Origin of the sequence: Cupriavidus consociatus, from assembly GCF_017814975.1 — a bacterium.
Taxonomy (GTDB): Bacteria; Pseudomonadota; Gammaproteobacteria; order Burkholderiales; family Burkholderiaceae; genus Cupriavidus; species Cupriavidus consociatus.
Window position 1 is genome coordinate 66,729 of the sequence record NZ_JAGIQA010000003.1, and the last position, 14,261, is coordinate 80,989.

Consider the following 14,261-nt stretch of genomic DNA (forward strand, 5'->3'; position numbering starts at 1 on the left):
CCGCTACTTCCACCGAGTGACACTGACACAGGTTCCCTCCCCGACTTGGGTGCGGATGGAGAAATCGTTGACCAGCCGGCGGCTCCCGGACAGGCCCATGCCGAGGCCATTGCCGGTGGTCCAGCCATCGGTCAGCGCCAGGGAAACGTCGGGGATGCCAGGGCCCTTGTCCTCGAAATGCAGCCGCAAGCCCCGGCGTACGCCTTCGTCGATGAATTCCCAGCGCATTTCTCCGCCATGCCCGTGCACCACCGCATTGCGGGCCAGTTCGCTGGCCGCCGTAATCATCTTAGTCTGCTCGACCAGTGAAAACTGCAGCTGGGCGGTCAGCGCACGCACGACCGAGCGGGCCTGCACGACATCGCGTTCGTCGCGCAGCGGGATCGTTCCGGTGGTGCCAAGCGCGGATTGCGTCACCTGGCCTCACTCCGCTGCGCCTTGTCCAGCAGCGCCATGCCGCGCTCGATGTTGAGCGCGGTCCTGACGCCGGTCAGGGGCAGCCCGAGTTCCACCAGCGTGATCGCCACGGCCGGGCGGATGCCGACCACCACCGTGGCCGCGCCCAGGATGCGCGCGATATCGGAAATCCCGACGAGCATGCGGCCGATAAACGAATCGACCATTTCCAGCGCCGAGACGTCGATCAGCACCCCGCGCGCGGTGTTCTGCTCGATGCTTGCCGCCAGGTCTTCCTGCAGCCGCAGCGCGGTCTGGTCTTCCATGTCGATCTGGATCGTGACCAGCAGGTAGGACCCCATCCGCAGGATCGGAATTCGCTCCATGGGTCTGCCTCCGGGTCAGGCCGGCTGGCGGGTCACGGCGTGCCCCGTCAGCCGCATGGCGGTGGCCAGCGCGTCGGCCAGCGTTGCCTTGGTCACGATGCCCTGCAGGTCGATGCCCAGATGCACGATGGTCTGCGCGATCTGCGGCCGGATCCCGCTGATGATGCTCTCCGCGCCCATCAGGCGGATCGCAGTCACCGTCTTCATCAGGTGCTGGGCCACCAGCGTGTCGACCGTCGGCACGCCGGTAATGTCGATGATGGCCAGTGCGGAGCCGGTTTCAACGATACGCTGCAACAGGGTTTCCAGCACCAGTTGCGCACGGCTGCTGTCCAGCGTGCCGATCAGCGGTACCGCCAGCACCCCTTCCCACAGCTTGATCACCGGTGTCGACAGCTCGAGCAGTTCCTGCTGCTGGCGCCGGATGATGTCTTCGCGGCTGCGCTGGTAGGTAGACATGGTCCACTGCGCCATGCGGTCGACGATGGCGGACGCGGCCCAGATCACCTCGATCTGCGCTTCCAGGTTGCTGCGGTCGCGCTGCAGCGCCTCGAAAATGGGCCGTTTGAGCGACAGCACGAAGCCGCTGGTCACGTCCGCGGTCTCGCCTTGCGCGGCGCGCGAGGCCGACAAGTGGGCGAGTACCCCGCGCAGTTCGGCGAACGGCGCCTGCTCGAAGCCCCCCGCATCGCCGTTGGCGCGCAAGGCGGCCTGCAGGCCTTGCAGGATGGAGCGCTGCTCGCTGGCAAGGTTGCCCGTGAAGCCCCGGCCGCCGGACAACGACTGGTATTCGGTGGCCCAGCTCTCGGCAATTTTTTCGGCTTCGGCGTGCAACAGGCCGGCAAGGCGCTGGTTTTCTGAACGCATAGGGATGGCAAAGTTGTAAGCGATGCACAGGAGACAAAGTACGCCGTGTCAGTGCATTCTAGGAGAGATTGATAGCTCACTCCACGTTACTTCGCGCCCCACAAAACAAAGTCGGGCGCAGCCATGTGCACTGCCGTGCACGGCTGCGCCCGGCCGGGCCCGTTGTATCCGGGATCGCTATTGCATATCGGCAAACCGCTTGCCCCGCGCCGCCAGGTCTGCCAGCAATGGCGCTGGATGGAATTCCTCGCCGAGCATTTCCTCGTACTGCCGCAGCGTCCGTACTACCTTGTCGAGCCCGATGGTGTCGGCATAGAACATCGGACCGCCCCGGTACACCGGCCAGCCATAACCGTTGTTCCAAATCACATCAATATCGGACGCCCGCAGCGCCTTGCCCTCCTGCAGGATCTTCGCGCCCTCGTTGATCATCGGCAGAACGCAGCGCTCCAGGATTTCCTGGTCGGATACCGCGCGGCGGGTGCGGCCCTGGCGCGCGGCAAAGTCGCGAATCACCTGCTCCACCACCGGCGACGGCCTAGCATTGCGCTGCGCGTCGTAGTCGTAGTAGCCCGCGCCGGTCTTCTGGCCGCGCCGGTCCATCTCGCAAAGGATCTCGCGCAGCGTCGAGCCGGTCGAGCGCTCGCGCACCCAGCCCAGGTCCAGTCCCGCCAGGTCGCTCATCGCGAACGGGCCCATCGGGAAGCCGAAGTCATGCAGCACGCGGTCGATGTCCCAGGGCAGCGCCCCCTCCAGCGCCAGTTTCTGCGCTTCTCGCTGCCGCTGCGCCAGCATCCGGTTGCCGACGAAGCCGGGACAGACGCCGACCAGCGCCGCGACCTTGCCGATCTTGCGGGCCAGCTCCATCGAGGTCCGCACCACGGGCTTTGCGGTTTTCTCGCCGCGCACCACTTCCAGCAGCTTCATCACATTGGCCGGCGAGAAGAAATGGAGCCCGATCACGGCCTCGGGACGCGACGTGGCCGCGGCGATCTCGTCGACATCCAGCGCCGAGGTATTGGTGGCGAGGATGGCACCCGCCCTGACGATCCGGTCGAGCCGGCCGAACAGTTCCTTCTTGACTTCCATGTTCTCGTACACGGCTTCGATCACCAGGTCGGCTTCGGCCAGTTGCTGCAGGTCCAGCGTGGGGGTCAGCAGCGCCATGCGCGCCTCGACATCGGCGGCGCTCAGGCGCCCCTTCTTCATGGTGTTGTCGTAGTTCGCGCGGATGGTGCGCAGCCCGCGGTCAAGCGCCTGCTGCGTGGTCTCGACGATGGTGACCGGCATGCCGGCGTTGAGGAAGTTCATCGCGATGCCGCCACCCATGGTGCCTGCGCCCACGATGCCGACTTTGGCCACGGGGATCGGCTGCACATCGGCGCCGATGTCGGGCACGTTCCAGACCTGTCGCGAGGCAAAGAAGACGTAACGCTGCGCAGCGGACTGCGTGCCCGCCATCAACGCCTGGAACAGCTCGCGCTCGCGCCGCAGGCCCTCGTCAAAGGGCAGCTCGACCGCCGCCTCGATGCAGCGGATATTGGCTTCCGGTGCGTCGAAGCCCCGGAAACGGCGCGCGTTGGCCTTGCGGAAGGCGGCGAACAGGTCGCCATGGCCGCCTGCGGGCGCAATCCTGTCGTCAAGGTCGCGCACCTTGCGCAGCGGCCGCTGCTCTGCAACGATCCGGCGCGCGAAGGCGATGGCCTCGGCACGCAGCGTGGCATCGTCGGCAAGCGCGTCGAGCAGGCCCATCCCGGCCGCCTCGGGCGCGGGCACGTGGGTGCCGCAGGCGACCATTTCCAGCGCCCTTTCCGCGCCGACCAGCCGGGGCAGCCGCTGCGTGCCGCCGGCGCCCGGCAACAAGCCGAGATGGACTTCGGGCAGGCCGCATTTCGCACTGCGCGCGGCAATGCGGTAATGGCACACCAGCGCCACCTCCAGCCCGCCGCCAAGCGCGGTGCCGTGGATGGCGGCGACCACGGGCTTGGGGCTGTTCTCGATGGCCGCCTGCACCTCGGGCAGCCCGGGCGGCACCAGCGGCTTGCCGAACTCGGTGATGTCGGCGCCGGCAATGAAGGTCTTGCCGGCACAGGCCAGCACGATGCCCTGCACGGCCGGATCGGCGATGCAGCGCTCGATTCCCTGCAGGATGCCGGCGCGCACGCCGGCGGAAAGCGCATTGACAGGGGGCGAATCGACGGTCAGCACGGCGATATTGCCGTCCACGGCCAGGCTGGTGACTGCGTTGATGGCGGTCATGCAAGCTCCTTGTACTTTCGGGAAAGGAATACCAACCGGCCATTCATGCCTCAGTCATGCAGGCCGGCTACAGCGTCGACATCGGTGACAGCGCGGTCCGGGCCGGTCCGGCGCGACCGCGGATCGGCAATGCGAAGCGCCAGCACGAAGGCGGCCAGCTTGACCGCGATGGCCACGACGAAGACCAGCGGGAAGTGCACCGACTGCGCCAGCAGCCCGCCGATCACTGGCCCGACGGCCATCATGCTGAACGTGGCCGTGTCGGAAACCGCCAGCAGCATCGGCCGGTCCTTGCGTGCGCCGAACTCCATCACCAGGTTGTCCGCCGAGATAAAGAACCCGCCGAAGCCCGCACCCAGTCCGCAGAACGCAAGCAGGAAGCCCGGCAGCGTGGCGCACGCCAGCAGCCACGCCGTGGCGGCGATCCACGCGGCGATGCTGGCCAGGAACACCACCCGGTAGCCATGCCTGTCCGCGACCCGGCCCCAGGCGAGGTTGCTGCCCGTCTGCGCCAGCAGGTAGGCCATGCTCAGGTACCCGAGCGTGGCACCATCCAGCCCCAGCAGCCGCCCGGCGTAGATCGCATAGAACGGCATCGCCATCATGCCCAGCGCCACCAGTGCCCGCGCCAGGAAAAAGCGCACGAAATGCCGGTCGGCTGCCAGCAGCGCCGGCAATTCGCGCACGCGCCGACCGAAGCCGGCGCGCTTGCGCACGTCGTGCAGGGCCGGCTCGCGCATGCCCGCCAGCGCCGAGATCCCCAGGCTGGTCAGCACGAAGGCAGCCAGGAAGGTGGCGGCATAGCCGTTGCCGAACACGTCGTTGCCGACCAGGTAGCGCCCGCCCATCCAAGCCACTGCCGCCGCGGTGAGGCCGCCGAAAAAATTGCGCAGCGCAGTCAGGCGCCCGCGCCGCGTCAGCGGGATGATCTTGGAGGTCAGGTAGTTGAAGCTGACGTTCTGCACGCCGTTGAGCAGCCCGAACAGCAGCAGGAACGCTGCCGCGGCCACCAGCGCGGCGCGCCCGCTCAGCAGCAGCGCCGACAGCCCCAGCCCCAGGATCTGGCCGCGCACCAGCCAGCCCACCAGGTAGATCAGCGGCATCACCCGCTGGCGATGCTCGATCAGCGTCGCGCCCCAGATCGACGAGGCGGCCATGCCGGCATACTGCGCCGCGAGCACGAGACCGACGGTGAGTTTGGAGCCGGATAGCAGGTACAGGTAAGCGGGCACGAAGGTGGGCGCGGTCACCAGCCGGAAGCCGGTCATGCCAAGCATCCCGTGGACCAGGAACGCCTTCGCATTGCGCGGCAGGTGGCGATCGACATGGTCGCGGAAATGCTGTTCGGCCCGCTGTTGCTCCGCCTCCGCGGCTGCGCCCGGCAGCGCGCCGCTCATGCCGGCCTGCGTTGTCACGTTGTCTCCCGCAGTGGGTCCGGATCGGTGGCGTCCGGATATTTTTTCGTATTCTCGGTATGGTTGCGATAAATGCTAGCACACGCGTTGGTTTTTCGAGTGTGACGATATGGCGAAGCTTCGAATTTCCGGCATCGACGCGACAAGCCGGCACCGGCAGCGAGGACGCGACTCCGGCCGGGAAACCGGCAATGCGGCAAAGGCCCTGCGCTTTCGATCATATATGCCATGAAAATCCCGCATATTTGCCGGAGATTTGCTGCGCTGCATTAGTCCCCACGCCTTGGCAGTGGCTGCCACGATCCGCTCTCCGCCGCCCGCTCCGGTTCGGGATGGCAGCCGCGCTGTCGCCCCGTTTAGGTTTTGGAGTATTGACGATGCCAGATGCGGCTTGTATAAAAGTTCCTGCCGCTGCGTCGCTGTCGCCGTTTTTCGAAAAACGGGACTGCTGATGCAGTGCCCCTGATCCAGCCGGCCGCCAGGCGACAGCGCAGGACACGGGCCCACAGGCGCACAACAAGGAGACGAGCTTGGACGCACTGGAAACGTTCCGGCAGCAGGCACACGCCTGGCTGGAGGCCAATTGCCCCCCTGAAATGCGCCTGCCGATGCAGGACGAGGAAGACATCTGCTGGGGCGGCCGCAAGTTCCGCTACCAGTCGGAAGCGCAGCGGCTGTGGTTGCAGCGGATGGCCGAGCAGGGCTGGACCGTACCGGAATGGCCGCGCGAGTATGGCGGCGCCGGATTGAGCGCGGCCGAGGCACGGGTGCTGCGCGCCGAGATGGAGCGGCTGAATTGCCGCGTGCCGCTGCAGAGCTTCGGCATCTCCATGCTCGGGCCCGCACTCCTGAAGTATGGCACCGAGGCGCAGAAGCGCGAGCACCTGCCCAGGATTGCGCGCGGCGAGATCCGCTGGTGCCAGGGCTATTCCGAGCCCAACGCCGGCTCTGACCTGGCCGCGCTGCAGACGCGCGCCGAAGAGCGCGGCGACCATTTTGTGGTCAACGGCCAGAAGATCTGGACGTCGTATGCCGACAAGGCCGACTGGATCTTCTGCCTGGTGCGCACCGACTTCGCGGCGCAGAAGCACACCGGCATCAGCTTCCTGCTGTTCGACATGGCGTCGCCGGGCGTCTCGACCCGTCCGATCGTGCTGATCTCCGGCAAGTCGCCCTTCTGCGAGACCTTCTTCGACGACGTCAAGGTGCCGCGCCACCAGCTCGTTGGCGACCTCAACGGCGGCTGGGCTATCGCCAAGTACCTGCTGACGCATGAGCGCGAGATGATCAGCGCGATCGGCAGCCGCGGCTTCCGCCAGCCGCTGGGACGTCATGCCGCCAGGGTGATCGGCGTCGACGAGCGCCATCGGCTCGACGACCCGATGCTGCGCGCGCAGATCGCCCGCTTCGAGGTCGACGAGGCCGCCTTCGCCGCGGCCGGCGAGCGCGCCCGCGACCTGGCGCGGCAAGGCGAAGGCATGGCCGCGTTCTCGTCCGTACTGAAGTACTACGGCGCGGAACTGAACAAGCGGCGCTACGAGCTGCTGATGTCGGCAGGCGGCACCGATGCCCTCGAATGGGAAGGCCCGCGCAGCCAGGAAGGTGCGCTGGCGCGGGCTTGGCTGCGCACCAAGGCGAATTCGATCGAGGGTGGCACCAGCGAGGTCCAGCTCAATATCGTCGCCAAGCGCCTGCTCGGCCTGCCCGGCGCCTGAGCCGCCGCGCAACCCTTCACGACCCCACATCTGCCAGACGCCGCCATGCCTATCGTATTGACCGACACGCAGGAGATGCTGCGCGACAGCGCCATGACGTTCCTGCAAGAGAACGCCCCGATCTCCGCGCTGCGCACGCTGCGCGACACCCGCGACCCCGTGGGCTTCTCGCGCGAGCTCTGGCTGCACTGCGCGGCGCTCGGTTTTGCCGGGGTGATGATCGACGAGGCCTACGGCGGCAGCGGCCTCGGCGCGGTCGAGGCCGGCGTGATCGCCGAAGCGATCGGCACCACGCTGGCGCCGCTGCCCTTCCTGTCCACCGCCGTGCTCGGCGCCGCGTTGGTCGGCTTATATGGCAACGAAGGCCAGCGCAGCGCGCTGCTGCCAGAGATCGCCGCGGGCCGGCACCTGATGGCGCTGGCGCTGGATGAAACCGCCCGGCACCGCCCCGAGCGCATCGCCACGCAGGCACGGCGCGATGCGGACGGCTATGTGCTCGATGGTAGCAAGGTCTTCGTGGTCGACGGCCATGTGGCCGATACGCTGGTGGTCGCCGCGCGCACGGGCGCCGCCGGCGCGAGCGACGGCGTCTCGCTGTTCCTGGTCCCGCGCGACCATGCCGGCGTACAGGTGGAGCGCTGCGTGCTGGCCGATGCCACCAACGCCGCGCGCATCACCTTCGACGCCACCAGGGTGCCGGACGATGCGCTGCTGGGCAACCCGGGAAGCGGCGCGCAAATGTTGGAGCGCGTGCTTGACATCGCCCGTGCGGTGCTGTCGTCCGAGCTGCTCGGCATTGCCGATGCCAGCTTCGCGCGCACGCTGGCCTACCTGAAGGAGCGCAGGCAGTTCGGCAAGGCCATTGGCGAATTCCAGGCACTGCAGCACCGCGCCGCGCACCTCTTCGCCGAGATCGAACTCGCCCGCGCCGCCGTGCTGCGTTGCCAGCAGCGGCTCGACGAAGGCCATGCCGATGGCCCCGAGCCGCTGGTCTGCGTGGCCAAGGCCAAGGCCGGCGATACCGCCACGCTGGCGGTGCAGGAAGGCGTGCAGATGCACGGCGGCATCGGCATGACCGACGAATTCGATATCGGCTTCTTCATGAAGCGCGCCCGCACCGCGCAGGAATGGCTGGGCGACGCCAACTGGCAGCTCGACCGCTGGGCCACGCTGCGCGGCTACTGAGCGACTGACACAGGCGGCCCCGTCCGGAGGGGCCTGCAGGACATCACGCAACACCGAGGCGGCAACGGACGTCTGGATTGCGGCGCCACGCGCCCGCACCGGCCCGACCGCCAGCAAGGAGGCAGCATGTCGGCAAGTCCCTGGGCACCCGTATTCCCGATTGCGACCGCAACGGCTGGCGTCAGGCAGCATTGCCGGCATCCGCACGGAGGCCGGCAATGAGCGCCTATCTCCTGCGCCGCCTGCTGGCGCTGCTGCCGACGCTGGTCTTCGCCAGCATCATCGTGTTCGCCATCGTGCGGCTGGTGCCGGGCGACGTGGTCGACCTGATGCTGAGCCAGAACGACATCAGCGCCGACACGCGCACCCGCGAAGACCTGGTCCGCGCGCTCGGCCTCGATCGTCCGATGTGGGAGCAGTACCTGCACTGGGTAGGCAATATCGTGCTGCATGGCGACCTGGGCCAGTCGCTGTGGCAAGGCGAGCCGGTGCTGAGGATGGTGATGGCGCGCATCCCCGCGACCTTCTCGATGGGCGTGCTGGCCCTGGCCGTGGCGCTGACGGTGGCCCTGCCGATCGGCGTGCTGTCGGCGATCCGCCAGGACACCGCGGCGGACTATGTGGCGCGTTCCTTTTCGATCCTGATGCTGGCGGTGCCCAGCTTCTGGCTGGGCACGATGGTGATGGTGTTCCCGTCGGTGTGGTGGGGCTGGTCGCCGGAAGTGCGCTATGTCCCCTTCCTGGAAGACCCGGTGCAGCATGTCAGGCAGATGCTGGTGCCGGCCATCGTGCTGGGCATGGCGCTGTCTGCGATCACCATGCGCATGACACGGACCATGATGCTGGAGGTGTTGCGCCAGGACTATATCCGCACCGCGTGGGCCAAGGGCCTGAACGAGCCGCTGGTGATCCTGCGGCATGCGCTGCGCAATGCGCTGATTCCGGTGGTGACGCTGATCGGCCTGCAGGCGCCGTTGCTGATCGGCGGTGCCGTGGTGATCGAGCAGATCTTCGTCGTGCCGGGCATGGGCTTGCTGCTGCTCGATGCCGTGCACCAGCGCGACTATCCGCTGATCACCGGCGTCTTCCTCGTGGTCGGCGTCGCGGTGATGCTGATCAACCTGCTCGTCGACCTGAGCTACGGCCTGTTCGACCCCAAAGTGAGGCACCGCTGATGGCACACCCCACCGTCGATCCGCAAGCCGCTTCCGCCACCCTTCCCGCCACGCTGCCTGGCGCCCCGCCCCGCGCCGCCCGGCAACGACAGCCCCGCTTTGCGCTGCTGCGGCGGCTGTTCCGCGACAAGCCGCTGGGCGCCGCCGGCGCGGTGATCTGCGCGGTGTTCCTGTTCTGCGGCGTGTTCGCCGACCTGCTGGCGCCATATGGCATGAACGAGATCAACATGATGGCGCGGCTGCAGCCGCCCTCGTGGGCGCATCCGTTCGGCACGGACAACCTTGGCCGCGACATGTTCTCGCGCTGCCTGTACGGCGCCCGGTTGTCGGTGGTGATCGGGCTGTCGGCGGCGACGCTGGCCACGGCGATCTCGCTGGTGCTGGGCATCCTGACCGGCTACCTGGGCGGCAAGTTCGACCTGGTGGTGCAGCGCATGGTCGATGCGTGGATGAGCTTTCCCGACCTGGTGATCCTGATCGTGGTGGTGTCGGTGCTGGGCCCGGGCAGCTGGCAGATCGTCTGCACGCTGGGCCTGCTGCTTGGCATCGGCGGCTCGCGCATCGTGCGCAGCGCTGTGGTGTCGGTGCGCGAGAACATGTACGTGCATGCGGCGCAGTCGATGGGGGCGTCGACCGGCCGCATCCTGTGGCGCCATATCCTGCCCAATGTGCTGCCGCCGGTGATCGTGCTGTTCACCACGCGCGTCGGTACCGCGATCCTGGCCGAGTCGGGGCTGTCCTTCCTCGGTCTTGGCGTGCCGCCGCCGGCCCCTACCTGGGGCGGGATGCTGTCGGGCGACGGCCGCACCTTCATGTTCCAGGGCCCGTGGCTGGCACTGGCGCCGGGCGCCTGCCTGACGATCGTGGTCTATGCGATCAACGTCTATGGCGATGCCCTGCGCGATTTGCTCGACCCGCGCATGCGCGGCAGCCGCTGAGAACAGCAGATTGACGAGCGGCCGGCGTATCGGGTATCGAGCCGGCACATCATGATCCCCAAAGGAGCAGACGATGGTGCGCAGCGTGAAGACGGACGGCAGGATGACGAGGCGGGCAACCCTGGCGATGGCGGCGACGGCAATGGCCGCGGCCTTCGCCTGCGGCACGGCGGCCGCGCAGGCGGAAGCGCCGAAGTATGGCGGCACCATCGAAGTCGGCTCGGTCTATCCCACCATCTCGGCATTGTCGTGGGACCTGGGCGACTGGAACTGGAAGCAGAACTACGATACCGGCCAGGTCTATGAGCAGCTCTTCGCCGCCGATCTGTCCAAGGCCCGCCGCAACGGCGGCAAGTACGCCTTCCAGGCCGACGCCTGGCTCCCCGAGGATGCCATCCGCGGCGAACTCGCCGAAAGCTGGAAATGGACCGACCCGCTCACGCTAGAAGTCAGGCTGCGCAAGAACGTACGCTTCCCGGCCAAGCCCGGCGTGATGGAAGAGCGCGAGCTGACCGCGGAGGACGTAGTGTTCAGCTACAGCCGGCAGAACGCCAGCGCCAAGAAGATTCCCACCTACTTCGACCACCTGAGCAAGGTCGAGGCCGTGGACAAGCATACGGTCGTGTTCCGCTTCAAGGAATTCAATGCGGAATGGGACTACCGCTTCGGCTGGGGCTACTACTCCGGCATCATGCCCAGGGAGGTTGCCACCGCGGGCGCCGCGAACTGGAAGAACGTCACCGGCTCCGGCCCGTTCACGCTGAGCCAGTTCGTGCAGGGCAATTCCAGCACGTATGCAAAGAACGCGCAGTACTGGGACACCGAGAAGATCGGCGGCAAGGACTACAAGCTGCCCTTTGCCGACAAGGTCGTGCTGCGCACCGTCAAGGACGAGGCTACCCGCAACACCATGCTGCGCACCGGCAAGCTCGACGTGCTGGAAATGGTGCGCTGGACCGCAGTCGATGAACTGAAGAAGAGCGCGCCGCAGCTCAAGTGGTCGCGCTGGCTGTCCTACACCGGGCAGTACCTGGCACTGCGCGTCGACACCAAGCCGTTCAACGATATCCGCGTGCGCCGCGCCCTGAACATGGCGGTGAACAAGCAGGAAATCGTCAAGCAGTACTACGGCGGCAATGCCGAGCTGTTTGCCTATCCGCAGCACCCGGACTACACCGGCTATTTCGAGCCACTGAGCGCGATGCCGGAAGCGGTCAAGGAGCTGTTCACCTACAACCCGGAGAAGGCAAAGAAGCTGCTGGCCGAGGCTGGCTACCCGAAGGGCTTCAAGTTCAAGGTGCAGGTCTGCGCCTGCAGCCAGGACCATATGGAAATGCTGCCGCTGATCGGCGCGTACCTGGAGCAGGTCGGCGTGCGCATCGAAATCCAGCCGATGGAGTACGGCGCCTTCCTGTCGGCGATGACCACCAAGACCAATGCGCCGGGCTACATGATGAGCAACGGCCATACCAACCCGACCACGACGATCCGCAAGAGCTTCGTCGCGGGACAGGTGTGGAACGCCTCGCAGTGGAACGACCCCAGGTTCGATGCCCGCGTCAACCAGGCCTTCCAGATGCGGGACCTGGGCAAGCGCCAGGAAGCGCTGCGCGCCATGACCCGCGACATCCTGGCCGAGGCGCCGTATATCTGGCTGCCGACGCCCTACCTGTTCACCGCGTGGTGGCCGTGGGTCAAGAACTACGACGGCGAACTGCGCGCCGGTGCCGTGCGCAACGGGCCCATCTATGCCCGCGCCTGGATCGACCAGGAGATGAAGAAGAAGCTCGGCTTCTGACCTGCGCAGCGTCAATCTGCACCGTCAACCCGCACTGTCGACCGGAAAGCAACCATGGCAGCCCCAATCCTGCAGGTAAGAAACCTGACCACGCGCTTTCGCACCGACCGCGGCGTGGTCACCGCGGTGGACCGGGTCTCGTTCGACGTGGCCGCCGGCGAAACGCTGGCAATCGTCGGCGAGTCGGGCTCGGGCAAGAGCGTGACCGCGCTGTCCATCCTCGGCCTGATCCCGCAGCCGCCCGGCGTAATCGAGGCCGGCGAGATCCGCTTCGAAGGACAGGATCTGCTCAAGCTCAGGCCGGCGGCCATGCGCGCCATCCGCGGCAACCGCATCGCGATGGTGTTCCAGGAGCCGATGTCGTCGATGAACCCGGCGCTGACCGTGGGCAAGCAGATCGCCGAGCCGATCCGCGTGCACCAGGGCCGCGCCTGGCGCGACGCCTACGAAGAGGCCGCGCAACTGCTGGCGCAGGTGCAGATCCCGGAGCCGCGCAGCCGGGTCCATGCCTATCCGCACCAGTTCTCGGGCGGCATGCGCCAGCGCGCGATGATCGCGATGGCGCTGGCCTGCAAGCCGAAGCTGATCATCGCCGACGAACCGACCACCGCGCTCGACGTCACCGTGCAGGCGCAAATCCTGGATCTGCTGAAGGGGCTGGCACGGAAGGCCGGCACGGCGCTGATCCTGATCACGCACGACCTCGGCGTGGTGGCGCGCTATGCCGACCGCGTCGCGGTGATGTACGGCGGGCGGCTGGTGGAGACAGCGGCCGCGGACGAGCTGTACCGCCATCCCGCGCATCCCTACACGCGCGGCCTGATGGCGTGCGTGCCCCGCCTGGACGGCGACACCAGCCAGCCGCTGGTGCCGATCGATGGCCAGCCGCCCGACCTGACCGCGCTGGGCCCGGGCTGCGCCTTCCTGCCGCGCTGCCGGCTGGCGCAGGACCAGTGCCGGCAGGCGCCGCCTGAGCTGCGCGCGGTTTCCGACCAACATCTCAAGGCTTGCTTCCTCCATGACGCACATTGACACGCCCCTGGCGCGCAGCGTCGCGCCGCCGGAACGCACGGAACACACGCATGGCAGCGCAAGCGCCGAAGCGCAGGCCAGTTGCCAAACGCGCCAGGCATCCCAGCCCGACAACGTGATCCTCAAGGTTGAAGACCTGAAGGTCCATTTTCCCGTGACGCGCGGTGTGCTGCTCAAGCGCCAGGTCGGCTCGGTCAGGGCGGTCGATGGCGTCTCGTTCACGCTGCGCCGCGGCGAGACGCTGGGGCTGGTGGGCGAAAGCGGCTGCGGCAAGTCCACCACCGGGCTGGCCATCATGAAGATGCTGCCCGCCAGCGCGGGACGGATCGCCTTCGACGGCGAGGATCTGGCCGGCTTCAGCGGCGCGCGCGAAAAACGCTTCCGCCGCAGCGTGCAGATGGTCTACCAGGACCCGTTCGCGTCACTGAACCCGCGCATGAAGGTGCGCGACATCATTGCCGAGCCGCTGCAGGTGCATGGCTTGGCCGGCGACCGTGCCGCGCTGCAGGCGCGCGTGGCCGAGCTGCTCGACATGGTCGGCCTGCTGCCCTACATGGCCGACCGCTATCCGCACGAATTCTCGGGCGGCCAGCGGCAGCGCATCGGCATCGCGCGCGCGCTGGCACTGAAACCGAGCCTGATCGTGTGCGACGAGCCGGTGTCGGCGCTGGACGTGTCGATCCAGGCGCAGGTGGTCAATGTGTTCATGGCGCTGCAGCGCAGCCTGGGCCTGTCCTATCTGTTCATCGCCCATGACCTGGCGGTGGTGCGCCATATCAGCGACCGCATCGCGGTGATGTACCTGGGCCGCATCGTCGAGATCGCCAGCCGCCACCAGCTCTACGCCGAGCCGCGCCACCCGTACACGCGCGCGCTGCTGTCCGCGGTGCCGGTGGCCGACGTGCGCGCCGAACGCCAGCGCCAGCGCATCGTGCTGCAGGGCGAAGTCCCCAGCCCGATGCATCCGCCGTCGGGCTGCCGCTTCCATACGCGCTGCCCTTCGGCAATGCCCCAGTGCCGCAGTGCCGAACCGGTGCTGCGCGACCACGGTGGCGGGCAGATGGTGGCATGCCACCTGTACGGCTGAATAGAGGG

The 14,261-nt window shown here is 67.4% G+C and carries 12 protein-coding genes; 7 read left to right on the forward strand and 5 right to left on the reverse strand.

Features of this window, described 5'->3' with window-relative positions:
- Positions 1-3: 3 nt before the first annotated feature.
- From J8I82_RS05460 to J8I82_RS05480, 5 genes are all read right to left on the reverse strand, one after another.
- Positions 4-417, reverse strand: a complete 414-nt coding sequence (locus J8I82_RS05460) for an anti-sigma regulatory factor (RefSeq protein ID WP_029047494.1) — start codon at positions 415-417, stop codon at positions 4-6.
- Entirely contained in the window at positions 414-782 is a 369-nt protein-coding gene (locus tag J8I82_RS05465; protein ID WP_209755140.1) for an STAS domain-containing protein, read from the reverse strand. The genes J8I82_RS05460 and J8I82_RS05465 overlap by 4 nt, the downstream gene beginning before the upstream one ends.
- 15 nt (positions 783-797) lie before the next feature.
- Positions 798-1,649: an STAS domain-containing protein gene (locus J8I82_RS05470; protein ID WP_209755141.1), complete on the reverse strand. Its 852-nt coding sequence runs from the start codon at positions 1,647-1,649 to the stop codon at positions 798-800.
- Between the two features lie 177 nt (positions 1,650-1,826).
- On the reverse strand, positions 1,827-3,908 hold the full coding sequence (locus J8I82_RS05475; protein WP_209755142.1) for a 3-hydroxyacyl-CoA dehydrogenase NAD-binding domain-containing protein: 2,082 nt from the start codon (positions 3,906-3,908) through the stop codon (positions 1,827-1,829).
- Between the two features lie 50 nt (positions 3,909-3,958).
- A complete protein-coding gene (locus J8I82_RS05480; protein WP_284182932.1) occupies positions 3,959-5,323 on the reverse strand; it encodes an MFS transporter in 1,365 nt (454 codons plus the stop codon).
- A 530-nt stretch (positions 5,324-5,853) separates the two neighbouring features.
- Between J8I82_RS05480 and J8I82_RS05485 the strand changes: the two genes are divergently transcribed.
- From J8I82_RS05485 to J8I82_RS05515, 7 genes are all read left to right on the forward strand, one after another.
- Positions 5,854-7,038, forward strand: a complete 1,185-nt coding sequence (locus J8I82_RS05485) for an acyl-CoA dehydrogenase family protein (RefSeq protein ID WP_209755143.1) — start codon at positions 5,854-5,856, stop codon at positions 7,036-7,038.
- Between the two features lie 45 nt (positions 7,039-7,083).
- Positions 7,084-8,223 (forward strand): acyl-CoA dehydrogenase family protein, encoded by a 1,140-nt coding sequence (locus tag J8I82_RS05490; RefSeq protein ID WP_209755144.1) that lies wholly within the window; start codon positions 7,084-7,086, stop codon positions 8,221-8,223.
- A gap of 218 nt (positions 8,224-8,441) precedes the next feature.
- Positions 8,442-9,398, forward strand: coding sequence for an ABC transporter permease (locus J8I82_RS05495; protein WP_209755145.1), 957 nt, complete (start codon positions 8,442-8,444; stop codon positions 9,396-9,398).
- Entirely contained in the window at positions 9,398-10,336 is a 939-nt protein-coding gene (locus J8I82_RS05500) for an ABC transporter permease (RefSeq protein ID WP_209755147.1), read from the forward strand. Before J8I82_RS05495 ends, J8I82_RS05500 begins: the two co-directional genes overlap by 1 nt.
- A gap of 73 nt (positions 10,337-10,409) precedes the next feature.
- Positions 10,410-12,134, forward strand: coding sequence for an ABC transporter substrate-binding protein (locus J8I82_RS05505; RefSeq protein WP_209755149.1), 1,725 nt, complete (start codon positions 10,410-10,412; stop codon positions 12,132-12,134).
- Positions 12,135-12,188: 54 nt separating this feature from the next.
- The gene (locus tag J8I82_RS05510; protein ID WP_209755151.1) at positions 12,189-13,166 is read left to right on the forward strand and encodes an ABC transporter ATP-binding protein; all 978 of its coding nucleotides are present in this window, start codon (positions 12,189-12,191) and stop codon (positions 13,164-13,166) included.
- Positions 13,153-14,253: an ABC transporter ATP-binding protein gene (locus J8I82_RS05515; RefSeq protein WP_209755153.1), complete on the forward strand. Its 1,101-nt coding sequence runs from the start codon at positions 13,153-13,155 to the stop codon at positions 14,251-14,253. The genes J8I82_RS05510 and J8I82_RS05515 overlap by 14 nt, the downstream gene beginning before the upstream one ends.
- Positions 14,254-14,261: the final 8 nt, after the last annotated feature.